21 protein-coding genes are annotated in these 23,384 nt (G+C 72.4%); 7 read left to right on the plus strand and 14 right to left on the minus strand.

Going from position 1 to position 23,384, the window contains the following annotated elements:
* Positions 1–12: 12 nt before the first annotated feature.
* The 3 genes from ABZU91_RS12620 to ABZU91_RS12630 form a co-directional block, all read right to left on the minus strand.
* Positions 13–2,145, minus strand: coding sequence for a hypothetical protein (locus ABZU91_RS12620; RefSeq protein ID WP_355238207.1), 2,133 nt, complete (start codon positions 2,143–2,145; stop codon positions 13–15).
* Positions 2,142–3,329, minus strand: coding sequence for a low temperature requirement protein A (locus ABZU91_RS12625; RefSeq protein ID WP_355238210.1), 1,188 nt, complete (start codon positions 3,327–3,329; stop codon positions 2,142–2,144). The genes ABZU91_RS12620 and ABZU91_RS12625 overlap by 4 nt, the downstream gene beginning before the upstream one ends.
* Positions 3,330–3,403: 74 nt before the next feature.
* Positions 3,404–4,324: an SDR family NAD(P)-dependent oxidoreductase gene (locus ABZU91_RS12630; protein ID WP_355238213.1), complete on the minus strand. Its 921-nt coding sequence runs from the start codon at positions 4,322–4,324 to the stop codon at positions 3,404–3,406.
* Positions 4,325–4,455: 131 nt separating this feature from the next.
* Between ABZU91_RS12630 and ABZU91_RS12635 the strand changes: the two genes are divergently transcribed.
* Positions 4,456–5,289: a helix-turn-helix transcriptional regulator gene (locus tag ABZU91_RS12635; protein WP_355238216.1), complete on the plus strand. Its 834-nt coding sequence runs from the start codon at positions 4,456–4,458 to the stop codon at positions 5,287–5,289.
* 15 nt (positions 5,290–5,304) lie between these two features.
* Here ABZU91_RS12635 and ABZU91_RS12640 read toward each other — a convergent pair whose 3' ends face one another.
* From ABZU91_RS12640 to ABZU91_RS12660, 5 genes are all read right to left on the minus strand, one after another.
* Positions 5,305–6,072, minus strand: coding sequence for a TetR/AcrR family transcriptional regulator (locus ABZU91_RS12640; RefSeq protein WP_355238219.1), 768 nt, complete (start codon positions 6,070–6,072; stop codon positions 5,305–5,307).
* Positions 6,073–6,166: 94 nt separating this feature from the next.
* Positions 6,167–7,342 carry a zinc-dependent alcohol dehydrogenase gene (locus ABZU91_RS12645; protein WP_355238222.1) on the minus strand — a complete coding sequence of 392 codons (1,176 nt, stop codon included), beginning with the start codon at positions 7,340–7,342 and terminating at the stop codon, positions 6,167–6,169.
* Positions 7,339–7,881, minus strand: a complete 543-nt coding sequence (locus tag ABZU91_RS12650) for an SRPBCC family protein (RefSeq protein WP_355238225.1) — start codon at positions 7,879–7,881, stop codon at positions 7,339–7,341. Before ABZU91_RS12650 ends, ABZU91_RS12645 begins: the two co-directional genes overlap by 4 nt.
* A 95-nt stretch (positions 7,882–7,976) precedes the next feature.
* Entirely contained in the window at positions 7,977–9,611 is a 1,635-nt protein-coding gene (locus tag ABZU91_RS12655; RefSeq protein ID WP_355238228.1) for an MFS transporter, read from the minus strand.
* Positions 9,605–10,300 (minus strand): SDR family oxidoreductase, encoded by a 696-nt coding sequence (locus tag ABZU91_RS12660; RefSeq protein WP_355238231.1) that lies wholly within the window; start codon positions 10,298–10,300, stop codon positions 9,605–9,607. The genes ABZU91_RS12655 and ABZU91_RS12660 overlap by 7 nt, the downstream gene beginning before the upstream one ends.
* Before the next feature lie 144 nt (positions 10,301–10,444).
* On the opposite strand from ABZU91_RS12660, the gene ABZU91_RS12665 reads away from it, so the two are divergent.
* The 3 genes from ABZU91_RS12665 to ABZU91_RS12675 all read left to right on the plus strand — a co-directional run bounded on the left by ABZU91_RS12665 (position 10,445) and on the right by ABZU91_RS12675 (position 13,550).
* Positions 10,445–11,734 (plus strand): sensor histidine kinase, encoded by a 1,290-nt coding sequence (locus tag ABZU91_RS12665; protein WP_355238234.1) that lies wholly within the window; start codon positions 10,445–10,447, stop codon positions 11,732–11,734.
* Complete coding sequence (locus tag ABZU91_RS12670) at positions 11,722–12,387, plus strand: response regulator transcription factor (RefSeq protein ID WP_355238236.1); 666 nt, start codon at positions 11,722–11,724, stop codon at positions 12,385–12,387. The genes ABZU91_RS12665 and ABZU91_RS12670 overlap by 13 nt, the downstream gene beginning before the upstream one ends.
* Positions 12,388–12,488: 101 nt before the next feature.
* Positions 12,489–13,550, plus strand: coding sequence for a Gfo/Idh/MocA family oxidoreductase (locus tag ABZU91_RS12675; protein WP_355238239.1), 1,062 nt, complete (start codon positions 12,489–12,491; stop codon positions 13,548–13,550).
* 3 nt (positions 13,551–13,553) lie between these two features.
* Here the strand turns inward: ABZU91_RS12675 and ABZU91_RS12680 are convergent, their stop codons facing one another.
* Positions 13,554–13,775, minus strand: a complete 222-nt coding sequence (locus ABZU91_RS12680; RefSeq protein WP_355238242.1) for a hypothetical protein — start codon at positions 13,773–13,775, stop codon at positions 13,554–13,556.
* A gap of 259 nt (positions 13,776–14,034) precedes the next feature.
* Positions 14,035–14,265, minus strand: coding sequence for a winged helix-turn-helix domain-containing protein (locus tag ABZU91_RS12685; protein ID WP_355238245.1), 231 nt, complete (start codon positions 14,263–14,265; stop codon positions 14,035–14,037).
* A gap of 222 nt (positions 14,266–14,487) precedes the next feature.
* Here ABZU91_RS12685 and ABZU91_RS12690 point away from each other — a divergent pair, with 222 nt between their 5' ends.
* Positions 14,488–14,691 carry a hypothetical protein gene (locus ABZU91_RS12690; protein WP_355238248.1) on the plus strand — a complete coding sequence of 68 codons (204 nt, stop codon included), beginning with the start codon at positions 14,488–14,490 and terminating at the stop codon, positions 14,689–14,691.
* A gap of 85 nt (positions 14,692–14,776) precedes the next feature.
* Here ABZU91_RS12690 and ABZU91_RS12695 read toward each other — a convergent pair whose 3' ends face one another.
* Together ABZU91_RS12695 and ABZU91_RS12700 are read right to left on the minus strand one after the other, a co-directional pair.
* On the minus strand, positions 14,777–14,998 hold the full coding sequence (locus tag ABZU91_RS12695) for a hypothetical protein (RefSeq protein WP_355050387.1): 222 nt from the start codon (positions 14,996–14,998) through the stop codon (positions 14,777–14,779).
* A 158-nt stretch (positions 14,999–15,156) separates the two neighbouring features.
* Entirely contained in the window at positions 15,157–16,224 is a 1,068-nt protein-coding gene (locus tag ABZU91_RS12700) for a hypothetical protein (RefSeq protein WP_355238252.1), read from the minus strand.
* A gap of 4 nt (positions 16,225–16,228) precedes the next feature.
* Between ABZU91_RS12700 and ABZU91_RS12705 the strand changes: the two genes are divergently transcribed.
* Positions 16,229–17,161 (plus strand): hypothetical protein, encoded by a 933-nt coding sequence (locus tag ABZU91_RS12705; RefSeq protein WP_355238255.1) that lies wholly within the window; start codon positions 16,229–16,231, stop codon positions 17,159–17,161.
* A gap of 65 nt (positions 17,162–17,226) precedes the next feature.
* On the opposite strand, the gene ABZU91_RS12710 is transcribed toward ABZU91_RS12705, so the two are convergent.
* Both ABZU91_RS12710 and ABZU91_RS12715 read right to left on the minus strand, forming a co-directional pair.
* A complete protein-coding gene (locus tag ABZU91_RS12710) occupies positions 17,227–19,893 on the minus strand; it encodes a LuxR C-terminal-related transcriptional regulator (RefSeq protein ID WP_355238258.1) in 2,667 nt (888 codons plus the stop codon).
* Positions 19,894–19,979: 86 nt separating this feature from the next.
* On the minus strand, positions 19,980–21,071 hold the full coding sequence (locus ABZU91_RS12715; RefSeq protein ID WP_355238261.1) for a PIN domain-containing protein: 1,092 nt from the start codon (positions 21,069–21,071) through the stop codon (positions 19,980–19,982).
* Between the two features lie 223 nt (positions 21,072–21,294).
* On the opposite strand from ABZU91_RS12715, the gene ABZU91_RS12720 reads away from it, so the two are divergent.
* Positions 21,295–23,334: a glycosyl hydrolase family 28-related protein gene (locus ABZU91_RS12720; protein WP_355238264.1), complete on the plus strand. Its 2,040-nt coding sequence runs from the start codon at positions 21,295–21,297 to the stop codon at positions 23,332–23,334.
* Positions 23,335–23,384 lie beyond the last annotated feature (50 nt).

Here is a 23,384-nt window from a genome sequence, read left to right on the forward strand (position 1 = left end):
ACGGAACCCCGTTCACTGTGGTTCCACCGCACCGGCGCCACCGAGTCGGCCGACGAGCTCCCGTACGGCCGCCCGGAACTCGCGATCGGACTCGCCCGGGTGGTGCCCGCGCAGCGGTGGTGCCCGGCGTTCACCCGGTGCCGGCAGCAGATGCTCCGGGTCCCGCAGCCGTCGGTCCACACGACCGGCGGGGTCTGCGGCCTCCGGTGCGGGATCTCCGGGCCGGTGCGCGGCGAAGACCCAGCCGCCGACCGGGTCGGTGTCCCGCCACAGGTTGATCCACCGCCAGCCGACGCGCTCCCCCACCTGGCGCAGCACCGTCGAGTCGAGGTACGCGGGGAAGAGCCGGGCGTAGAGGCGCTCCAGCGGAGAGCCATAGGTGAGCAGCGCGACCCGACGACGCGTGTGCGGTGGCAACCGCAGCACCGCGAGGGCCAGCAACGCCGAGCCGTGGCTGTGCCCGCACAGCAGCACGCCGGCGTGCCGTTCGGTCAGGTGGCCGATCCGGTCGGCCAACTCCGGCACCGCCCGGTCGGCGTAGCTGGGGGGCGCGAACGGGTGGGCGGCGCGGGGCCAGAAGGTGCCCAGGTCCCACAGGATCCCGACGTGCCGCCGGAACCACGCCGTGCGGTACGCGAACAGGCCCCCCACCAGCAGGGTGAGGGCCACCGCGGCGCCGAGGTAGGTGCCCCCCACCAGGCCCATCTCGACGGCGCCGGCCGGCAGGCCGAACACCCGCCGCGCCACCTCGTCCGGTTCGCGCCCGAACTGCCCGAGCAGAGCCGTGGCCAGCCCGATCAGGGCGAGCACCGCGTAGATGGCGGCCAGCAGGCCCAACCACTCGGTGAACCGCGCCCGGGCCACGGCCTTCGTGACCTGGCGCACCCGCCCGGTCGCCTCGGGCGGTGGCGCGGGGAAGTCGCGGGTGGTGATCGCCGCCGCCGCCCGGCGCCGCCGCCGCCGCGACAGGACGGTCAGCGCGCCACCCAGCAGCACCGCCGCGACCACGTGCAGGAAGAAGGCCAGCACCGTCCAGCGGTACGGCAGCGGCGGCCCACCGTCACCCCGGTACCCGCCCAGCAGCACCCCGCTCTGGTAGATCAGACCGGATGCGAGCGCGCCGGCCAGACCGACCGCGATGGCCGCGATGACCGCCGCGCCCGCACTGCCCGGCAGCCCCGAGAGCCCACCGACGCGCGCGTGCTGCCACAGCACCAGCCCGCTGAGCAGCACCAGCAACGCCATCTGACCGAGCAGCATGCCACCGGCGATCTCGTCGTAGCCGCGGAGGCCGGGCGACGACGGCCAGCCCCGCCCGTCGGTCGCCACGAGGACGAGGGTCACCACGCTCAGCCCGGCCGCCACCACGGCGGTCGCGCGGGCGCACACGGTGGCCGTCCGCGCGGTCCCGGCCCCGTCGAGCAGACCGGGGACCGCGACGAGACCGACGCAGGCCACCAGGACCATCACGCTGAGCGCCAGCAGCAGCGTCGTCGTGGCCGTCATGCCCCCGGCGCAGCGGGCCGTGAGCAGCACGAGATCGAGTATGCCCAGCGCGGCGGCGACGTGGATCGCCCGCAGCCGTTCCACCAGCGGCTCCACGGCCCAGACCGGATTGCCGACGGGTCGGGGGCGTCGGCTGCCGAGCAGCCGCAGGAGACCCACGGCGGCTATCGGCAGCAGCGCCAGGACTGCCAACCGCTGCCCGACGGGCCGGTCGTTCAGCCCGGCCAGCGTGTCGAAGGGCGCCCGGCAGGGTGTGGCGCCGAGACAGCGCCAGGCGATCAGGTCGAGGGCGATCCCCGCGATGGACACCACGTAGACCACTGTGAGGTTGAGCGCGAGGAGCCGGCAGAGGACGGTGACCCCGGCAGCGCGACTGCCGGTGGGTCGCATCCACACCGCGGCGTTGCTCAACATGAACGGCAGCAGCAGGACCATGGAGAGCGTCCGGGCCACCGTGCCCGAGGGCAGGTCACCCCAGCGGTACGCCTCGAGCGTCAACCCGTCCGAGCCGTCGTCGTCCGATCCGTCCGGGCGGTAGAAGCCGCCACGGTCGTCGCCCGCGACCTGACGCGTCCGCGCTGCGCCCAGGACGACCGAGGGCTCCGCCCCCGACACCCCGTGCACCCGCAACTCGATCACGTCGGCCCGTCGCCGCGCATGGACCGGGCGCTGAACCGCCGGACGCCTGGCATCCCGTCGACCAGGACGATCACCAGCAGGACGCCGGCGACGACGGCGCTGTTGGCGACGTGCGGAAGTCGCTGGGTCGCGAACCCGCACACGACGATGGCGGGCACGCCGACCAGGCGCGCCCACGGCCGGCTGCCGTCGACCATCCACGCGAGCAGGATCCGGGCGGTCAGGAACAGCGCGGGACCGGCGATTCCGAGGGCCAGTTGCGCCGCGTTCTCGGTACGGGGGTCCTCGATCGTCATCTCGACGGCCACCGAGGTGGCCAGGACGCCCGCGATCATGACCAGGTGCAGGTAACCGGCGAGCAACGCCAGTTTGCTGCCGGGCGGGCCGGCGGCCATGATGGCGGCGCCCAGCCGTGAGCCGGCCGGCACCAGGTAGAGCCGGGCGAGGGCCACCGCGGTGACGAACGCCAGGGCGAACGCCAGCGTGCTCTCGAAGTTCATGCCGGCGTTGCTGTAGGCGATGCCTGAGAACAGGATCAGTTCGCCAAGCGCGATGATGAAGATCTGCTGGTAGCGCTCGGAGAGGTGCTCACCGTTCACCTGGAGGTCCGGCCAGGAGCTACGCCCCAGCCACGGGAACGGCCACCGCAGCCGGGCCAGGGAGTACTCCAGCACCAGGGCGAGGGCCCAGAGCACCTCCCGGGCCGGGGCGACGGCCGCGCCGACCAACCACATCGCGCCGGAGATCGCGAACCAGATCGCGACCCGCAGGCTCCGCAGTTGCAGCGGGTGCCCCCGCAGCGCCGGGATCAGCAGGGCGCCGCGACCCAGGTGGATGGCCACGTACGCGCCGGCGAACAGGGCGGCGTGCGAGTCGAAAGCGGTGGGCACGGCCGCGGCCATCAGCAGGCCACCGAACATCACCCACAGCAGGAGTACGACGATCAGCGGCGCCCGTGGATCGAACCAGTCCGCCGACCAGGCGGTCACGAACCACACCCACCAGATCGCCGCCAGCATCACCACGACCTGGAAGCCCCCGTTGACGCTGGCGTCGTCGAGCAGCGCCCGGGACAGCCGGGTCAGCGCGAAGATGAAGGCCAGGTCGAAGAAGAGTTCCAGGAACGAGGTCCGACGGGGGTTCTCCCGCCTCTGGAGCAGCCGTCCGGGAAGCGCGCTCGCCATCGCCCCCCTTCCCGGACGTCACCCGCCGACCCAGTCGTACCATCCGCAGGGCCCTGCTCGGGCGGGTTCCCAGGTCAGCGGGCGATGAGGTCCGCCGCCACGTCCCAGAGCCGCTCGGCGTTGCCCGGGTCGACGGCGTACGCCGCCACGCCGGTGTAGTCGGCGGGCCGCTCGGTCCGGACCGGGGCCTCCGTGCAGTCCTCGAAGTAGCGACCGCCGACGCCGTCGAGCAGGGGGGACGCGGCGAGCAGCACCGAGGTGGCGGCACCCTGCTGCGGGCTCTTCTGCCGCTCCTTCGGCGTACGCAGCCCGCCGGTGTGCTTCTGCAGCCCGGTGGCGATCGCGCCCGGGTTCAGGGCGTTGGCGTGGATGCCCTCGCCGGCCCAGCGGCGTTCGGCCTCGACGGCGAGCAGTGCCTCGGCGCTCTTGGACTGCCCGTACGCCAGCAGAGGGTCGTACGGCCGGAACGCGAAGTGCAGGTCGTCGAAGATCACCGGGGAGAAGAGGTTGCCGCTGGAGCTGACCGAGACGACCCGGGCGCCACCGGCGGCGGCGAGAGCGTCGTGCAGGCCGACGGTCAGCGCGTAGTGCCCCACGAAGTTGGTGGCGAACTGCATCTCCCAGCCCTCGGCCGTGCGCTCCAACTCAGGCAGCGCCATGATCCCGGCATTGTTGACCAGGATGTGCAGCGGTCCGTCCCAGCCGGCGACGAACCGGCGTACCGATTCCTGGTTGGCCACATCCAGCTCGCGGACCGTGACCCGGTCCGCGCCGACGCTGGCCGCGATGTCCCTCGCGGCCTCCTCGCCGGCTGGGACGCGACGCACCGCGAGCACCACCTCGGCGCCGGCGGCGGCCAGCGAGCGGGCGGTCTCGATGCCGATGCCGGCGGCGCCCCCGGTGATGACGGCCCGCTTGCCGGTCAGGTCGACTCCGGCGAGCACCTCGTCGGCTGTCGAGGCGAAACCGAATGGCGTCGTGATTCGCTCGGTCATCTCTGTCCCATCTCTCGATCACGCTTACCCGACCCACTGTCACCCGGCCGGTCGGCGATATCCGGGTTACCGGTTTTCCTGGTAGTGACAGGACCAGGCTGGGTGGCGGCGGACGCTCCTACGATGGGCTGGTGAGCACGGCCGGCCCGCTGGGCGAGTACCTGCGTGCCCGGCGCGAGCTGGTCGGGCCGGGTGCCGTCGGTCTGCCGGCGCACGGCCGCCGACGGGTGCCCGGTCTGCGACGCGAGGAGCTGGCCCTGCTCGCCGGCATCAGCGCCGACTACTACCTGCGGTTGGAGCAGGGCCGGGACCGCAACCCGTCGGCCCAGGTGCTCGAGGCGCTGGCGCGGGCGCTGCTCCTGGACGCGGAGGCCACCGCGCACCTGCGCCGCCTCGGCGGACACGCTCCGGCCGACCGCCCGGCACGACGTCCCGAGCGGGTACCGGTGGGCATCCGGCAGTTGGTGGGTTCGTGGGCGGAAACGCCCGCCTTCGTGCACGGCCGCCACCTGGATGTGCTCTTCGCCAACCCGATGGCGACGGCGCTGACCCCGATCTACCGGGTCGGGGTGAACCTGCTGCGCGAGGTCTTCCTGGGCCAGCGCGCGCCGGCGCTCTACCCGGCCCCGGAGTCGGTCGCCGCCAGCGCCGTAGCGGGCCTGCGCGCGCAGGTGGGCGCGGAGGTGGACGATCCACGGCTCACCGAGCTGGTCGACGAGTTGACGGCCGGCAGCGAGCTGTTCCGGCGGCTGTGGGCGCGCCACGACGTCGCGGTCCGCGCCGGAGGCGGGCTGCGGATGCTCCACCATCCGCAGGTGGGCGATCTGGAGCTGCGCTACGAGAAGCTGACGATCAGCGGCACGACCCAGTCGCTGGTCGTCTACCACGCCGAGCCGGGCAGCCCGTCCGCCCGCTCCCTCGCCCGGCTCGGCGCCGCCGTGGACGCGCCGGAGACGGACGGGTAGCACCCGACGTCGGGGCTACCGGTCGGCCGCCCGCTCGGTGACCACCACCGAGATGCCGTCGAGGACGCGTTGCAGGCCGAACTCGAAGGCGTACTCCGGGCCGTAGGCGGCACCGTGCTGCTGGCCGGCAGCCGTGCCGACCCGGGACGCGGTCGGGTAGCTGTCGGGATTCAGGAACGTCTCCAACCAGGGCGCCTGCGACTGCCACCACTGGCCGTCGGTCATGCCGGTCTCCCGTTCCAGGTCGACCACCTCGGACGCGGCACGCGCGGAACTCTTCACGTGCCCGAGCACGAGGGTGAGGACCGCGTCCATCTCGACGTCGGTGAGCCCGATGTCGGCGACCGCGCCGAGTTCGTGGTCGTACTTGGCCATCAGGTTCGGGCCGAGCACCGGCCGGGTCGTCTCGGCCCGCACCATCCACCGGTGTCGCTGGTAGAGCTCCAGGTTGTCGCGGGCGATCCGCTCCAGACGGGCCCGCCAGTCGCCCTCGACGGCGGCGCGCGGCATCTCGCCGTACGCGGTGTCGATCATGACGTCGACGAGTTCGGCCTTGCCCGGCACGTACGTGTAGACCGACATCGTGCCCACACCCAGCGCCTCGCCCACCCGACGCATGGTCAACGCGTCGAGACCCTCGGCGTCGGCGATGTCGATCGCGGCCCGGATGATCCGGTCGACGCTGAGTCCCTGCCCGGCGCTGCGGCTGGTCGGTTCCCGGGTGCGCCAGAGGATGGCCAGGCTGCGGGCCGGGTCCGCGGTCGGCTTACGCTCAGTCGCCATGGTGCGGCCATCCTAACAACGCGGGCGTACGCGGTACGCCAGCCGACCGGTGCCGGCGGGGCCCACGTGTGGCGGCTCGCCGGCACCGACCCGGTCAGGGCTTGAGCACGACCTTCTCGCAGTCGTCCTGCTTGTTCTTGAACAGGTCGAAGCCCCGTGCCGCGTCGTCCAGCGGCAGCGTGTGGGTGATCACCCGGGTGGGGTCCAGCTCGCCGTTCTCGATGTGGCGCAGCAGCGGCGTCATGTACCGCTGGACGTGGCACTGACCGGTGCGCAGGGTCAACGACCGGTTCATCCACGCGCCGGAGGGGAACTTGTCGAGGAATCCGCCGTACACGCCGATGACCGACACGATGCCGCCGCTGCGGCAGGACAGGATCGCCTGGCGCAGCGCGTGCGGGCGCTCGGTCTCCGACCGCACGGCCTGCTTCACCCGGTCGTACGCGTGCAGGTGCGCGCTGCCGTGGCTGGCCTCCATGCCGACGGCGTCGATGCACTTGTCCGGCCCGCGTCCACCGGTCAGCTCCAACAGCCGGGAACGCACGTCCACCTCGTCGAAGTTGATCGTGGTGTGCCCGGCCTCTTCCGCCATCCGCAGCCGGTACGGCTCCTTGTCGATCGCGATGACCGTGGCCGCGCCGAGCAGGCGGGCGCTGTCCATCGCGAACTGCCCGACCGGGCCCGCGCCCCACACGGCGACGACGTCGCTGGGCTGGATGTCGCACATCTCGGCGCCCATGTAGCCGGTCGGCAGGATGTCGGACAGGAACAGCACCTGCTCGTCGGTCAGGTCCGACTCGATCTTCAGCGGCCCGACGTCGGCGAACGGCACCCGCACGTACTCGGACTGCCCACCGGCGAACCCGCCGGTCAGGTGGGAGTAGCCGAAGATGCCGGCCACCGGGTGACCGAACATCTTCTCGGCGATCCCGGCGTTGGGGTTGCTGTTCTCGCAGCACGACCACAGCTCGGCCACACACGCCGCGCACGCGCCGCAGGCGATCGGGAACGGCACCACGACGCGGTCGCCGACGCGCAGCCGGTCCGCGTCGACGCCGTCGCCGACCTCCACCACCTCGCCCATGAACTCGTGGCCGAGCACGTCACCGTCCTGCATGGTCGGCACGTACCCGTCGACCAGGTGCAGGTCCGATCCGCAGATCGCCGTCGAGGTGACCTTCACGATCGCGTCCCGCCGGTTGAGGATGCTCGGGTCCGGCACGTCGCGTACCTCGACCTTGTTGCGACCGGCCCACGTGTTCGCCCTCATGCCGCCTCCCCCTTGGACAACTCGTCGCTCGACAGCGGCTGCGCCGGTCGCTGCGGGAACTCCCGCCGGGCGCGCTTACCCCACGGCGCGCCGTCGGAGCGCACCACCTCGCCGGTCTCCAGCACCTGCTTGAGTCGGCGCAGGTCGTCGTCGAGTTGCTGGTGCGGCTCCTCACCGAAGTACCGGGCCACGGCCTGGCCGAGCTTGCCGCCGGGGATGTCGTACACCAGCAGCACGTGCACCTCCGTGCTGACGCCGTCGGGGGCGGGCACGAACCACACCTTGCCCGTGTTCGGCACGTCGGCGTCGCCGGTGGACCGCCAGCCGATGCGCTCGCCGGGCACCTCGTCGGTGATCTCGGCGTCCCACTCGACGCTGCGGTCGAACGGCGCGCTCGCCGTCCAGTGACTCGTCTTCTCCCCGGTGACCCGCACCTCTTTTAGGTGAGCCATGAAAGTCGGCAGGTTCTCCAGGCGACGCCAGAAGGCGTACACGTCGGCAGCCGGTTGACGAATGGTCGTCGTGGCCAGCAGATCCATGATTCCCTCCCCTCTCTTCAGGCCTCACCTACCCCGAGAGTCACAACCTGCACATACGGCGGACAGAATTCGCCCACGAGTTGGGCGTACCCAGGTCAGAGCCCTTCGCGGACGTCGGACAACCGCGGCCCGGCGGCGGCCGGCACGAGATGACATGCCTGCGGGACGCCGTCGGCCAACTCCCGGGCCCGCGCCTCGGCCTCGCGGTCCTCGCCGGTCAACCGGCCCCCGTGCTGGCGCAGGTGCTCGTCCCACGACGGCACCAGGTACACCTCGACGAACCGGTCCGTCGTCTCGGCCGGCCGGAACAGCCCCCAGCGCATCGCGCCGGTGCGCTGTCGGGCGCCGCGCACCACGTCCATGGCCGCGAGGAACGGCTCTGTGCGCTCCGGCCGGACGGTGTACTCGACAGTCACCAGCACCGGTCCCACGCCCGGGTCCGGCTCGTGCGCCAGGTGCAGTTGCGGCCAGTAGGCCGCCGGTTCACGGTTCACCGAGCGCAGGTCCGGCAGCGGCCAGATCCGGCTCGTCACGGTCCCGACGAACATCAACGCCGCCGCCGCGAGGTAGGCGAGGACCAGCCCGCCCATGTCGGCCACCAGACCCCACGCCAGGGCGCCGACAGCCTGCCCGCCGGCGAAACACACCTGGTAGACGGCCAACCCCCGGGCCCGTACCCAGCTCGGCAGGAAGAGCTGCATCTCGGCGTTGACGTTGGCCAGCACCGTCACCCAGGCCATCCCGGCCGGCAGCAGGGCGAGCAGCACCAGCGGTACCACCCGGACGGTGCCGAGGACCGCCAGCGCGCCGGTGAACAGCGCACCGGCGATCAGCAGGAGCTGGTTCGCCGACAGCCGGGTACGGATCACGGCCAGCAGCACACCGCCCGCGATGGCGCCCACCCCAAGGGCGGCCAGCAGCAGCCCGTACCCGCCGGAGCCCAGCCCGAGCCGCCGGGCCGCCACCAGCGGCAGCAGCGCCCACAGCGCGCTGGCCGGGATCACGAAGACCAACGCGCGGCGCAGCAGCCGGCGCACGATCGGCGAGTGACGTACGTAGCGGCTGCCGGCCCGCAGCGCGGCGGCGAACCGCTCGGGCACCTCGACGGCGCGGGCGGTGCTCGGACGCCAGCGCCACAGCGCGGCCGCGAAGATGGCGAACGCCACCGCGTTGATCCCGAAGACCGGGGCGACGCCGGTCCGGGCGATCAGGACACCCGCCACCGCCGGTCCCACCGCCCGCGCCACGTTCACGCTTATCGAACCGAGCGCGGACGCCGACCGCAGCTGCTCCTGGGGCACCAGCTCCGGAATCACCGCCGACCAGGCCGGCAGGGTGAGCGCCTGCCCGACCCCGAACGCGAAGGTGAGGGTGAGCAGCAGGGCCGGCGGCATCCGGTCGGTCAGGGTGAGCAGGGTCAACGCCAGCGCCACCGCCACCAGGAACAGCTGCACGGCGATCAACAGGTGTCGGCGGTCGAAGCTGTCGGCCAGCACCCCGGCGGGCAGCGCCAGCAGCAGGATCGGCAACAGGCTGGCGGTCTGCACCAGCGCGACGAGGGTGGAGGCGTTGGAGTGGTGGATCAGCAGCCACTGCGCGCCGACGGTCTGCATCCAGGTGCCGATGTTGGCGGCGAGCAGGGCCAGCCAGAGATTGCGGTAGACGGCCCCGCGCAGGGGCGCCCACGCGGAGGCCGGACGGTCCCCCGCACCGGTCCGCGCCGTTACCACCGCCCGTCCGCGCGCAGCACGCGCTCACCGGAGACGTAGAGGTCGTCGGGTTGCAGCAGCAGCAGCCGGACGACCTCGGTGGCGACCTGCTCGGGCAGCGCGTACACCTCGTCGAGGAACTCCGCGCCGACGCGTTCCTGCAGGCGGGTCGGCATCGGCCCCGGGTGCAACTGCATCACCTTGACCCGGTTGCTGTGCTGAGACTCGGCGAGTGACTCGACGAGGCTGCTGCCGTAGCTCTTGGTCGCCCGGTAGACCGGGATGCCGGGCCGGGGAGCCGCGAGCGCCAGCGCGCCGATGTACACCACGTTCCCGTAGCCCTGCCGCCGCAGATGCTCCAGCGCCTCCCGCAGCAGGTACGTCGTCCCCAGGACGTTGATCTCGACGGCCCGCCGGATGTGCTCCACGGTCAGGTCGCCGAGGTCACCGCCCGCCCACATCGACGCGCAGGCCGCGACCCCGTCGACGGTGCCGTAGCGCCCCACCACCTCGGCGAACGCGTCCCGGACGTGCTCGTAGGAGGAGACGTCGCAGACCGCACCGTCGCAGCCCAGTTCGTCGGTCGTCGCCGCGACCTCGGCCGGGACGTCGCCGAACACCACGACGCGGTGCTCGTCGAGCAGCAGCCGAGCCACCGCGAGGCCCAGCCCGCTGGTACCGCCGACCACCACGAAGGTTCTGGCACCCATGTCACTCCAGCCGCCGCAGGTCACGCCCCGCGCGTCGTTCCCGTTTCCGGGCTCCGCACACCCCCGCCGGTAGTGCTGGACCTACCCCGAAGAGGGGATCTGGACGGCTGGGGCGGCAGGTGGCCGCCGATTAGCGTCTGCGGCATGACCTCGGAACACCCTCGCCACCTGGCCGCGACACTGCGCCGCCGCGACTGGCTGACCTCCGCCTGGCCCTGGCGCGCGCTGGCCTACCTGGTCACCACCGTGCCGATCGCCGGAGTGCTCACCGTCGGGCTACTCGTCGTCGGCGCGCCCCTGCTGCCCGTCCTCAGCACGCTCCGGCGGCAGGGCCGACCGCCGAGCATCGCGCTGATGCTGTTCCTGATCACCGGCAGCATCATCCTGGTGGCGTTTGCCCCGATCCTGAGCTTCGCGGTGGGCGCCGTCGAGCGGTGGCGGGTCCGGCTCGTCGACAACCGTCCGCTGCCCGCGTCGCCGTGGCCGGGTCTGGTCGCCCGATACCGCAGCGCGGCCGGCTGGCGGGAGGTGGCGTACCTGTTCTGGCTGGGCGGTTTCGTGCCGGTCGCGTACTGGGTGTTCCTGGTGCTGGTGCTGCTGGACCTGGGGATGGTCACCAGCCCCTGGCTGGCCGGTGACGCCGATCCGGTGGTGATCTGGCGCCCGATCGAGAGCACCGGCGAAGCCGTCCCGTACGCGATCGTGGGTGTGCTGCTTCTCCCGGTGCTCGTCTACCTGGCCGCGCTGCTCGCCGCCGTCCAGGCGGCCGTGGCCCGGTGGGCGCTGGCCAGCCCGGCCGACGCGGCAGCGCTCCGCGAGGTCGCCCGCTCCCGGACCCGGCTGGTCGGCGCGTACGAGGCGGAACGGCGTCGCATCGAACGCGACCTGCACGACGGCGCGCAGCCCCGGCTGACCAGCCTCACCCTCCAACTGGGCCTGGCCCGGCTGGACGTCCCCGAGGACTCCCCCGCCGCCCGGCCCCTCGCCGTGGCGCACGACCAGGCGCGCGGGCTCATGGTGATGTTGCGGCAGTTGGTGCACGGCATCCGACCGCAGAGCCTCACCGACCTCGGTCTCGCCGACGCCGTACGCGAGGTGGCCGACGCGTCCCCCGTCGCGGTCACGGTGCACGCCGACCTCGACGGTGACCTGCCGGAGATCGTGGAGATCACCGCGTACTTCGTGGTGTCCGAGGCCTTGGGCAACGTGGCCCGGCACGCCGGTGCGACACACGCCGAGGTACGCCTCACGCGGGCCGGCGGTGACCTCGTCGTCGAGGTGTCCGACGACGGGCGCGGCGGCGCCGACCCCGCCCGGGGAACCGGCCTGACCGGCCTCGCCGACCGGGTCGCCGCCGCCGACGGCCGGTTGCTGCTGGCCAGCCCTCCCGGCGGGCCTACCCTGGTCCGGGTGGAGCTGCCATGTCGCCGGTGACCCGGGTGGTGCTCGCCGAGGACGAGGTGCTGCTGCGCGAGGGTCTGGTTGCCCTGCTGACCCGCTTCGACTTCACGGTGTGCGCGGCCGTCGGCTCGGCGCCCGAGCTGCTGGAGGCGGCTCGCGCGCACCGGCCCGATCTGGTGCTGACCGACATCCGGATGCCACCCGGTGGACGGGACGACGGGCTGCGCGCCGCCGTCGCGCTGCGCGCCGAGCGGCCCGACCTGCCCGTGGTGGTCCTGAGCCAGTTCGTGCAGACCGGGTACGCGGCGGCGCTACTGGACAGTGGCGACGGCCAGCGGGTCGGCTACCTGCTCAAGGACCGGGTGGCCGAGGTGGCCGAGTTCGTCGACACGCTACGCCGGGTCACCGACGGCGGCACGGCCATCGACCCGGACGTGGTGCGGCAACTGCTGCACCGACCCCGCGACCCGCTCGCCGCGCTCTCCGCCCGGGAACGGGAGGTGCTGGCGTTGCTGGCCGAGGGCCGCTCCAACGCGTCCATCGCCGCCCGGCTGCACGTCACCGAGGCCGCGGTCGGCAAGCACGTCGGCAACATCCTGCTGAAGCTCGACCTGCCGCCCAGCGACGACACCAACCGCCGGGTACTCGCCGTGCTCACCTATCTGCGCGCCGACCCGGTGGGCTGACCAGCGCCGGGCCCGGACCGGTCCCGGGTCGGGCGCGGCGTAGATTCGACCACCGGCACCGCCGCCGGTCCAGGGCGCGGGCCAGGAGAAAGGGGTACGGCATGGCGGAGGCGCTGCGGGTCGGTCTGCTGGGATACGGGCTGGCGGGTCGGGTCTTCCACGCTCCGCTGATCGCCGCGACACCCGGGCTGCGGCTGGACGCCATCGTGACGCGCGATCCGCAGCGGCGCGAGCAGGCCCGCCAGCACTTCCCGGACGCCCGCCTGGTCGACGACGCCGACGAGCTGTGGCGTACACCCGACGCTCTGGACCTGGTCGTGGTCGCGACGCCGAACCGGCAGCACGTGCCGATGGCGCGGGCGGCCCTCGCGGCCGGCCTGCCGGTCGTCGTCGACAAGCCCCTGGCACCCACGGCCGCCGACTCCCGGGCGCTGGTCGAGGAGGCCGAGCGGCGGGGTGTGCCGCTGACGGTGTTCCAGAACCGCCGGTGGGACGGCGACTTCCTGACCGTCCGCGGGCTCGTGGAGCGGGGCGAGCTGGGACAGGTGCTGCGCTTCGAGTCCCGGTTCGAGCGGTTCCGTCCCGCGATCAAGCCGGGCTGGCGGGAACTCGCCGGGACCGAGGAGGCCGGTGGTGCCCTGTTCGACCTGGGCGCACACCTCGTCGACCAGGCCGTGCAGCTCTTCGGAGCCGTCGAGCGGGTCTACGCCGAGGTCGACCGCCGCCGCGCGGGCGCCCAGGTCGACGACGACGCGTTCGTGGCGTTGACCCACGCCAACGGGGTGCGCTCGCACCTGTGGATGGGAGCGATCACCGCTCAGCTCGGCCCGCGACTGCGGGTGCTGGGCGACCGGGTCGGCTACACGAGCTACGGGCTGGACGTGCAGGAGGCCGCACTGCACGACGGCGGCCGACCGGACCAGCCCGGCTGGGGCGAGGTCCCGCCGGAGCGGTACGGCCTGCTCGGCGTCGACGGCGACCTGCACCCGACGCCGACGGTGCCCGGGGCGTACCAGAGCTTCTACGCCCAGGTGGCCGCGGCGCTGCGCCACGGCACGCCGATGCCGGTGGACCCGCGCGACTCGGCCGCCACGGTCGAGCTGATCGAGTTGGCGCACCGCTCGGCGGTCGAGGGCGTGGTGCTTCCGGTCCCGACCGCCTGAGCCTTACTCCGTCTCCTGCTCGGAATAGGCCTCGTCCTGCTCGGAGTGGGCAACCTTATGCTCGGAGAGCGATTCGTCCTGTTCGGAGAGGGCGTCGTCCGGCACGCGGGCGTCGTCGTCGGTCAGCGCGTCGTCCGACGGGGCGACGAGGCCGGCGAGCCGGCGTTCGGCCTCCCGGACCTCCTCGTCGAGCCGAGGGTTGTCCTCGTCGGGACCCTGCGACATGGGCGACCTCCATCGCGCGCGGACCGCCCCTGACTACCCGGCCTGCCGCAGGGAATGCGCCCACCGGACCTGGCCGCGTCCGGGGTTGATCCACTCCACATCGCCGATGTCGCGGTGTCCCGGCCTCAGGATGCCCCCGGATCGGCGAAGTCGAGTTGATCGAGCGCGCTCGGCTTGATCACTTGATGCTCACCAGTTCCACGCGGACTTTCCGAACTGGTGAGCATCAAGTGATCAAGGACTACGGAGGGCGCGTCGATCAGGTGGGCGGCCTTTCCGCTACCCACAGGCCACGCCCCTGAAGGCCCACCACCAGACCACGGGTCTGCAGGACGATGACCGCCCTCTGGACCGTGGTCACGCTGACGTCGTAGAGGGCGGAGAGTTCGTTGTACGTGGGCAGCCGCTCACCCGGCGCGTACTCCCCACTTGCGATCCGTGCGGCGAGATCCTCGGCCACCTCGCGGTATCCGCTGGTTGGTATGGGCATGTGAAGGTTCCTTCGTTCGGCACCTTCCATCGGACCATGCCGATCACACCCCTTCAAGACCAACATTGCCTTAGGTACTAAAGGTCTCTAAGGTCGAAGGAAGTGGTCGTTTTCTTCGTTCGGCAAGCGTGGAGCCTGGCCCCGAAGCCCGCCCGGGGATTGGCGCGATTTGGTCGCCGGCCCCTGGGCGGACTCATCGTGATATCGCGAAAGGTGCCGAGCATGCCGATCGACGAACCCGTGTCCAGGGCCACCGAGCTGTTCATCGCCAAACGCGTGCTCGACGCGCACTGGACGGATGCGCTCGACTCACCATGGCGGGCAGGTGGGTGCCTGGAATGCAGGGGCCGTGACAACTGCCCTCAGCTTGAGTGGGCATCGGCCCTCGCGGCAGAGGTCGCCGCGATCATGTTGCAGAAGGGGTGACCTGGCAGACGCGGAGGTCGGAGGGGGTCGAGCACCGGGCGGGCCGGGGAGCGCGGGGGGCGTGCCGGCCCGACCCGGTGCCGGATCAGCGCTGCTTCAGCTCGCGCCAGGATGGGTGCGTACCGCGCCAGGCGTCGGCGAGGATGGTCGCCGAGGCCCGGCTGGGGCACTGCTGCACCCGCTCACGGCCCGACGCCCCACCGATCTGGGCGCGGACCTCCCAACCTTGCCCGTCAGTACGGATGTACACGTCCCTGCGCCCGCGCGGGGTCGTGTCACCGTTCCACCAGTGTTCCTCCACCTTCATTCGCCGACCGTATAGCAATTTTCGCGCCGGGGGTACGGCGCAGGTGAGCATATAACGGGCTGTTAGCCACAATGCGGGCTCACTTCCACCTGTGCGGGCGGCGGGGAGGAACCGCATCGGCGATTCCTCCCCGTCCTGAGCGATGGATCAGCCCCCCGTCACATACCGCTGAGTACGCCAGCCAGGGTGCTCGCCAACTTGTCCTGCCCAGAAGGGCTGGGATGCGGCGATCCACCCTCTGCGGTGATCTGAATGTCACTCGGAGTGATCGGCGGCGGGAACGCCACCCGCACGGCCGGGTCGAACGGGACACCCATCTGGATGGCCCAGTTGAGGTCGCTGATCACGGTTCGCACGCTTCCCACCCAGAGTGGGTCGATCAGCGGTTGCAGGGTCGACACCGGCGCCGAGGGCAGGTACGACTGGAGTCCGGTGGGCAGCATCGACTTGAGCTTGACCCAGCCGTACTGGCCGATGTCGATGTTCGCCGGGGTGATGTCGTAGTACAGCATCCACACCACCTTGTCCGCACCGGCGCCCAGCAGGGCGTTGACGATCGTGGTCGCGTCGGCGGTGATGCCGGCGTACTGCGCGGGGCCGTTGTAACGCGGCACCCCGATGTTGATGTAGTAGTCCTCACCGACGGGCAGGTCGAGCCAGAAGTTGCACCCGCCGCCGTTGGTGACGATGCCCTGCTTGCCGCCGACGGCCGCCCACTCGAACCGGAAGACGCCGTACGGGTTGAGCGTCTCGGCCGAGAACTCGAGTGCGCGACACATGGCGAGCCGGGTCAGGACTGTGGTCCAGTTGGTGTTGTTCACCCCGCCGGTGGTGGCGTGGTACGCGTTGTGCCCGTCCGCCTTGGCCTTGGCGATGCGCGCGGTGGCGAGGCCGAGCGGGCTGGCGACGCGCCCCCAGCCGTTGCCGCAGGCGTCCGGACCGGCGCGACCGGCGATGATGTCACCGGTGCCGTACCCGCTGCGCGCGTAGTTGTCGTAGTCGACGATGCTGCCGTCCATGTCGAAGTAGCGCCGGCCGTAGCTGTAGACGCCGTTGTTGCCGGGCATGCCCCGATCGTCGAACGAGGTCATCGGACAGCCGGGCCCCACGCCGAAGCCGAACTGGTGGTGCGACGAGCTGATCGAGTCCCCGGTGAGGGTCAGGACCGTGTCGTCCTCGACGGTCTGCACCTCACGGCAGCGGATGCGGTCCTTGTTGGCGTCCACCAGGGTGGGGTTGCCGTTGACCTGCGGGCACCCGGTCGGCGGCGGGGGTGGCGGCGACCCCGGCCCGCCGGTGGGCCAGGGCGGCCCGTCGGTCGGGTCCGTCGGGTTGCTGGGTGACGACGAGCCGCTGGGTGAGGCGCTGCTCGACGGGGAGGAGCTACCGGACGGCGACGCGCTGCCGGACGGGGAAGAGCTGCCCGACGGCGACGCGCTACCCGACGGGGAAGAGCTGCCCGACGGCGACGCGCTACCCGACGGAGAAGAGCTCTCCGACGGCGACGCGCTACCGGACGGAGAAGAGCTCTCCGACGGCGACGCGCTACCGGACGGAGAGGAGCTCTCCGACGGCGACGCACTGCCCGACGGAGAAGAGCTGCCCGACGGCGACGCGCTCCCCGAGGGCGACGCGCTGCCCGAGGGGCAGGGCGAGTCGCTGGGCGACGAGATGGGTGAACCGCTGGGCGAGGCAGTCGTGGTAGGTGCGGTCGCGGTCGCGCCGGGGGCGCGCTGCGCCACCGGCTCAGCCGTCACCGGCGACTGGGTCTGCCGGGTCGGCGACGCCGACGTCGAGGCCGAGGCCGAATCGGTCGGGGTCGGGCAGTCGTCGGCTGCCGTCCGATTCTGGGTACGGATCTGCGCGAGCCGCGCCTCGACCTCGGCCGGGAGCTTCCCGCCCGGCTTGACGCACGGGTCGAGCAGCCAGGTCGTACCCTCCAACTCGCGGGTGCAGGGCGGCGCGTCGTACGACACCGCTGCCGGGGCGGCGCTCGCCGAGGTGGGCGAGGCGCCCCCGGCGGTCGGGGCGACGACCGCGGTGAGGGTGGCCACCGCCATCGCCATCCCGGCGGCGAAGAGAACATTGTGGAACGACCTGGTGGGTCGCGGTCCTGGTGGTCCGCTTGCGTCCAGTTGGCTCATGCCGTCCTCCAGGGACTGAGTGCACCGGTAGGTGTGTTCCCGCACGGTAGGGAGGCGCGCGGTAACCCGGTAGATCAGTCGCCCTTACCTACTGTCGAGCGGGGATCGCTCGCGGTGACCTGCCTCCGTACGCCCGGATGTCTCCTGGCCGAGCACGACGGCCAGCTCCCGGCGGTTACGGACACCCAGTTTGGTGAAGACCCGGGCCAGGTTGTTGTTGACGGTGTTGACCGACAACCCGAGCCGGTCGGCGATGCTGCGGCTGGACAGGGCGACCGCGAGCAGCGCGACGTCCCGCTCGCGGCGGGTCAGCGTCGCCTGCTCGACGCCCGGAGCGGTCGCCGCGAGCAGGGGCGTCCGCACGCCCCGGCAGGCCTCGGCCAGCGTCGCGGCCCGCTGCGCCACCGCCAGCCGAGGTCGACCCCGGCGGGCGTACGCCCGTGCGGCCACGCCGACCGCCTCGGCGGCGAGCAGAGTGTGCCCGCGGGCGACGAGGTCGTCCGCCGCCGCCTCCAGGGCCGGCCCGTCGTCGTGCAGCAGACCGTCGGCCGCGCCCGCGAGGGTCGACGCCAACCCGCCGAGCTGGTCGCCGAGGGCGTTCAGGCGATCCCGTACCGGCTCCGGGGCGCCAAGGCGCACGCACTCGTAGAGCGCCACCGCCTCGATGGTGGGCTGCTCGCTGCCCCGGGCCAGGTCGGCCGCGTGCCGGGCGGTACGGATCGCCGCGGTGCGGTCCCCCTCGGCGACCTGCACCCAGGCGCGGTTCAGCTCCACCCACGCGTGGAAGATCCGGTTGGCGGTGCGCTCCCGCGCGTCCGCCGCCGCCAACCAGCGGCGGGCACCGGGCAGGTCACCCGCCAGGGCCCGGACACCGGCCAGCTCGGCCCAGTACGTCCGCACCAGGTGGTACTGGTCGTTCTCCTCCACCAGGGCGATGGCCTCGCGCAGGTCGGCCTCGGCGGCGTCGAGCTGCCCCTGGGCCTTGGCGATGATGCCGCGGAACCCGGCCCAGACGGCGACCATCCCCCGTGCGTCGCTGGCCACCGCCGCACGGTAGCCCTCGTCGGCCAGCTCGACGGCCTCGGCCAACTCGCCGGCGGCGTACCGGGCGTAGCAGAGCCCCAGCCCCACCTGGGCCTCGTTCCAGGGCAGGTGCTCGGGCGCGGCGGCGAGCACCGCCCGGCCCCGCCGCGCCAGCTCCGCCGCGAGGCCGAGCCGACCGAGCATGCCGGCTGCCGAGGCCGCGCCCATGGTCGCCCAGCTCGCCGCGCGTACGCCGGTGTCGGGACTGCCCAGTACGGCCTGGCCGACCGCCAGCGCGGCCTCGCACCGGCCGTCGTAGAACAGCACCCAGGACCGGGTGGCCTCGGTGAGGTCGTGGCCGGGCGAGCCCTCCGGCACCATCCGCAGCGTCTCGTGCGCCTCGTCGATCCGGTCCAGACCCCAGTAGAGCAGCCCGGCCCGGGTGATCGCCCAGATGGCGAGGCGCTTGCTGCCCGGCGGCGGAGCCGGGGGGAGCATGTCGAACGCCTCCTGGCTGCGCGCCTGGTACTGCAACACCCGGGCCAGCAGCCACTGCGCCTCCCAACCCTGCCCGGCGTCGTACGCCGTGCGGGCCAGACGCTCGGCCAGGTCGATGTCGAACCGGTCGATCGCCTGCCGGGCGGCGGCCAGCGCGATGCCGGGATGCCGGACGCTTCCGGAGCGCAGCTGCCACATCCCGGCGACCAGCGCGTCGTCGCGTCGACGCAGGGGCATGCTCGCCAGCACGTCGGCGAGCTGCCCGAACACGGTCCGGGACCGGCTGGCGGGCATGCTGGCGCGCAGCGCCTCGCCGTAGAGCGGGTGGGCCATGCGCAGGGCCGTACGGGCGACGGAGCGCTCCGCGACCACCATGCCGCTACGCTCGGCGGCCTCGATGGCGGCGGGGTCGACGAATTGTTCGAGCAGCGCCAGGGAGAGAGGTTCGCCGCAGGCGACCACCTCCAACACCTGGCGGGCGGCCGGTTCGAGGGCGCGCAGCCGGGCGCTGACCAGCTCGGCCAGCCGTGGGCTGCCGGAGGCGGTGCCGCGCCAGCGCCAGACGCCCCGTGACTCCTGCAGTCCGCCGGTCTCCATCGCGTCGGCCAGCAGTTCCCGCAGCAGCAGGGGGTTGCCGTCGGCGAGTTGCCGCAGCCGGCGGCGGCTGAGCGCGTCGAGCGGACCCGGCGCGGCCTCGTCGAGCAGGTGGTCCACGGCGGTCGCGGGCAGGGGACGCACCTCCAGTCGCCGACCGTCACCCGTCCACAGTGAGGTGAGGGCGTCGGACAGCGGTTCGCCCGCGCGGACCGTCGCCACCGCCACCGCCAGACCGTGCACGGCGAGCTGGTGCAGCAGCCCGGCGGACGGTTCGTCGAGCAGGTGCGCGTCGTCGATGCCGATCATGACCGTGCGGCCCGCGCTGCGTCGTGCGAAGTCGCGCTCCACGGTGACGACCAACCCCATCGGGTCGGCGTACGGTCGACTCGGCGCGGGGATGAGGTGGGAGACCGCGCCGAACGGGATCGAACGGGCCGCGCCGGTGGCCGAGACCCAGTGACACTCCACGCCGCTCTCACCGGCCCGCGCCAGCGCCTCGCGCAGCAACCGCGTCTTGCCCACCCCGGCGTCGCCCACCAGCACCAGGCCGGGCACCCGCGCCGCCACGACATCCTCGATGGTCTTCAGCTCGACGTCGCGGCCGACGAGTGTCCATTCCCCACGTCCCGGCATGACGACCCTCACCTCGCCCTCGGGGCAGCCCTGCCGTCCACCCTATGGGCAGTCCCGACACTTCCGCTCGACAGCGGTCGATGCGCTCAGGCCGGAGTGGTGAGCAGGTAGTCGTCCGCCTCCGGGCTCCACCGCAGGTCCACCGCGCCGCTCGTGGCGGCGGCCTTGCAGAACTGCAGGAAGCTGCGGTAGCCGAGCTTCTTCTCGCTGAAGTCGGGCCGGACCCGGCGCAGCTGGTTCTTCAGGCCGGAGAGCGCCACCGGGTTGCCGGCGCTGCCGAGGTCACCGACCACTCCCCGGAGCAGGCCGAAGGCCACCTCCCGGTCGCCGTGCTCGGGCAGCGACACCTCGGGGTCGCCCTTGGCGGGCCCCTCGGCCAGGTCGACCACGTTGTGCTCGGCGAGGTGGCGCAGCAGTTCGCCGAAGGTACGGAAGCCGTAGTCGGACTCGCTGAAGGTCGGGTCCTTGCGCAGCAGGGTGCGCTTGAGCCGGGAGGCGGTCACCTCGCCGCTCGCGTTGCCCTGCAACCCGGCAACCGTCTGGGCGACCTGCACGGCGAGCGCGTCGACGTCCCGGCCGGGCTCCTCGCCCACCGGCCGGTTCTCCACCTCCGGTTCGAACTGCTGCTCCGGCTCGGGCGGTCGCTGGTCGAGGCCGGGTTGCCGGGCCGGGCGAGCCTGTCGGGCGCGCACGGGCGGGATGTCCACGCCCTCCAGCCGGTCGTAGTACAGGAACTCGTCGCACGCCGGCGGCAGCAGCGCGGACGTGGACCCCTCCACCCCGACACCGATGACCCGCTTGTTGAGCTCGCGGAGCTTGTGCACGAGCGGAGTGAAGTCACTGTCGCCGCTGCAGATGACGAAGGTGGAGATGTAGTCGCGTTCGAAGGCCAACTCGATCGCGTCGACAGCCATCTTGATGTCGGCGGCGTTCTTACGGGACGCGCCCATCCGCTGCGGGATCTCGATGAGCTCCACGTGGGATCGGGTGAGCATCCGGCGGTCCTCGTCGAAGTACGACCAGTCGGCGTAGGCCCGGCGCACCACGACCCGCCCGCGCTCGGCCAGCGCGTCGGCGATCGGCCGGAAGTCGAAGGCCCCGCCGCCACGGTGGTCGCGGGCCCCCAACGCCAGGTTCTCGTAGTCGAGGAAAAGGGCGATTCGGTCTTCGTGCTCCACGCGGCTCACCCTACGCCGGTCGTACGGGGTCGGGACGCACGCGACGCGCCGCGCCTCAACTCACCAATCGTTCATTTCTTGCAAGTTATCGGTCGCCTCTTTTCATTCTTCGATTGTCGTCTTGCAGTGCGATGTTCGGTGCTGCATCATGCAGATCAATGTCGGGCGTCCAGTGGAACGCCGGGCGGACCTCCACCACCACCCCCACCCAGGAGGGTCACCGATGTCTCGCAGCATCCTGCCGGCGCGCGGACGCCCGGGCCGCCGCCCGGTCGCCGCCACCGTCGCGCTCGCGACCGGCCTCGCCGTGCTGGTCGCCGGACCCACAGTGGCCGCCGCCGGCCCGGCCGCCGCACCCGGCACGCAGCCGGTCGTCACCCGTGCGGCGCTCGATCCGGCGCTGGTCGCCGGGCGTGGCGCCGACGTCGACTTCCTCGAACAGGAGGCCGAGAACGCCCGCACCAACGGCGAGGTCATCGGCCCGGACCGGTCCGCCTACACGCTGCCCGCCGAGGCGTCCGGCCGCCGGGCCGTCCGCCTGACCCCCGGCGAGTACGTCGAGTTCGTCCTGCCCAGCGCCGCGAACGGGATCACCGTGCGGTACAGCATCCCGGACGCGCCCTCCGGCGGCGGGATCACCGCGCCGCTGGGTGTCGCCGTCAACGGCAGGCACGTGCGCACCATGACGCTCACCTCGCAGTACTCGTGGCTCTACAACCAGTACCCGTTCACCAACGACCCGCAGGCCGGCCTGCTGCACCCGGACTGGTGGATCACCGAGTGCCAGTGCGTGCCGGCGGCCACCACCCCGTACCCGAGCATCACCAAGCCCTTCCGGCCCGCCCACTTCTACGACGAGCAGCGGCTGCTGCTCGGGCGTACCTACCGGGCCGGCGACAAGGTCCGGCTCACCGCGCCGGCCGGCAGCGCCGCCGCGTGGACGGTCATCGACCTGCTCGACTCCGAACTGGTCGCACCGCCCCGCGTACGGCTGCTCGCGGCGAACGTGCTGGCGTTCGGCGCCGACCCGACCGGCCGGCGGGATTCCGCCGACGCCCTGGACAAGGCGATCGCCTTCGCCCGGCGGGCGCACCTGAAGGTCTACGTTCCGCCGGGCACGTACCAGGTCAACCGGCACATCATCGTCGACGACGTGACCATCGAGGGCGCCGGCACCTGGTACACGACCGTCAAGGGGCGCGAGGTCGCCCTGTCGACCCCCGCGCCGGACGGCTCGGTGCACACCGGCGTCGGGTTCTACGGTCGCGACGCCGCCGACGGTGGCAGCCGCAACGTGCACCTGTCCGGCTTCGCCATCGAGGGCGACGTGCGCGAACGCATCGACACCGACCAGGTCAACGCGATCGGTGGCGCGATGAGCGACTCCACGATCGACGGACTGCACCTGCGGCACACGAAGGCGGGCCTGTGGTTCGACGGCCCGATGCGCAACGTCCGGGTCACCAACACGATCGTCGTCGACCAGATCGCCGACGCGCTCAACTTCCACACCGGGGTGACCGACTCGGTGGTCGCGCACACCTTCGTCCGCAACACCGGCGACGACGGCCTCGCGATGTGGGCCGAGAAGACCGCCAACGCCCGCAACACGTTCGACCACAACACCGTGCAGTCGCCGACGCTCGCCAACGGCATCGCCATCTACGGCGGCACCGACACGACCGTCTCGCACAACCTCGTCGCCGACCCCGTCCGGGAGGGCAGCGGTCTGCACGCCGGCGCCCGCTTCGGCGCGGAGCCGTTCGCCGGGTACCTGCGGTTCACCGGCAACACCACGGCCCGCGCCGGCACGTACGACCTGAACTGGAACATCGGGCTCGGCGCGATCTGGATGTTCGCGCTGGACCGCAGCATCGACGCGGCCGTCGAGGTGACCGGCGACGCCTACCTGGACAGCACCTACAACGCGATCATGCTGGTCAGCGACTGGCCGGTGAAGGACCTCTACTCGATCCCCGACGTGCGCTTCCGCGACGTCCGGGTCGACGGCACCGGCACCTCGGTCGTCAGCGCCCGCACGGCCGGGTCGGCCTCGTTCGCCAACGTGGACGCCCGCAACGTGGGTGCGGTCGGCGTCAACAACTGCGGATCGTTCCACTTCACCCCGGCCGGCTCCGAGTTCACCCTCACCGACCTGGGCGGCAACGACGGCGGCTGGCTCGCGCCGTGGCTCCTGCCCAACACCATCACCTGCGACGACCGACCGCCGGTGTCACCGCCGCCGCCTCCGGCCCAGTGGTGAACGCGGTGGGCGGCCCCGGGGGGCCGGGCGCCCCCCCCCCGCAACGCACG

Source organism: Micromonospora sp. NPDC005174 (assembly GCF_040608495.1).
Classification (GTDB): domain Bacteria; phylum Actinomycetota; class Actinomycetes; order Mycobacteriales; family Micromonosporaceae; genus Micromonospora.

Excerpts from the sequence above, each read along its gene's own strand:
- ABZU91_RS12625 (WP_355238210.1), bottom strand. The coding sequence starts at position 3,329 with ATGGCGAGCGCGCTTCCCGGACGGCTGCTCCAGAGGCGGGAGAACCCC.
- ABZU91_RS12630 (WP_355238213.1), bottom strand. The coding sequence starts at position 4,324 with ATGACCGAGCGAATCACGACGCCATTCGGTTTCGCCTCGACAGCCGAC.
- ABZU91_RS12640 (WP_355238219.1), bottom strand. The coding sequence starts at position 6,072 with ATGGCGACTGAGCGTAAGCCGACCGCGGACCCGGCCCGCAGCCTGGCC.
- ABZU91_RS12645 (WP_355238222.1), bottom strand. The coding sequence starts at position 7,342 with ATGAGGGCGAACACGTGGGCCGGTCGCAACAAGGTCGAGGTACGCGAC.
- ABZU91_RS12650 (WP_355238225.1), bottom strand. The coding sequence starts at position 7,881 with ATGGATCTGCTGGCCACGACGACCATTCGTCAACCGGCTGCCGACGTG.
- ABZU91_RS12660 (WP_355238231.1), bottom strand. The coding sequence starts at position 10,300 with ATGGGTGCCAGAACCTTCGTGGTGGTCGGCGGTACCAGCGGGCTGGGC.
- ABZU91_RS12665 (WP_355238234.1), top strand. The coding sequence starts at position 10,445 with ATGACCTCGGAACACCCTCGCCACCTGGCCGCGACACTGCGCCGCCGC.
- ABZU91_RS12670 (WP_355238236.1), top strand. The coding sequence starts at position 11,722 with ATGTCGCCGGTGACCCGGGTGGTGCTCGCCGAGGACGAGGTGCTGCTG.
- ABZU91_RS12675 (WP_355238239.1), top strand. The coding sequence starts at position 12,489 with ATGGCGGAGGCGCTGCGGGTCGGTCTGCTGGGATACGGGCTGGCGGGT.
- ABZU91_RS12680 (WP_355238242.1), bottom strand. The coding sequence starts at position 13,775 with ATGTCGCAGGGTCCCGACGAGGACAACCCTCGGCTCGACGAGGAGGTC.
- ABZU91_RS12685 (WP_355238245.1), bottom strand. The coding sequence starts at position 14,265 with ATGCCCATACCAACCAGCGGATACCGCGAGGTGGCCGAGGATCTCGCC.
- ABZU91_RS12690 (WP_355238248.1), top strand. The coding sequence starts at position 14,488 with ATGCCGATCGACGAACCCGTGTCCAGGGCCACCGAGCTGTTCATCGCC.
- ABZU91_RS12695 (WP_355050387.1), bottom strand. The coding sequence starts at position 14,998 with ATGAAGGTGGAGGAACACTGGTGGAACGGTGACACGACCCCGCGCGGG.
- ABZU91_RS12710 (WP_355238258.1), bottom strand. The coding sequence starts at position 19,893 with ATGCCGGGACGTGGGGAATGGACACTCGTCGGCCGCGACGTCGAGCTG.
- ABZU91_RS12720 (WP_355238264.1), top strand. The coding sequence starts at position 21,295 with ATGTCTCGCAGCATCCTGCCGGCGCGCGGACGCCCGGGCCGCCGCCCG.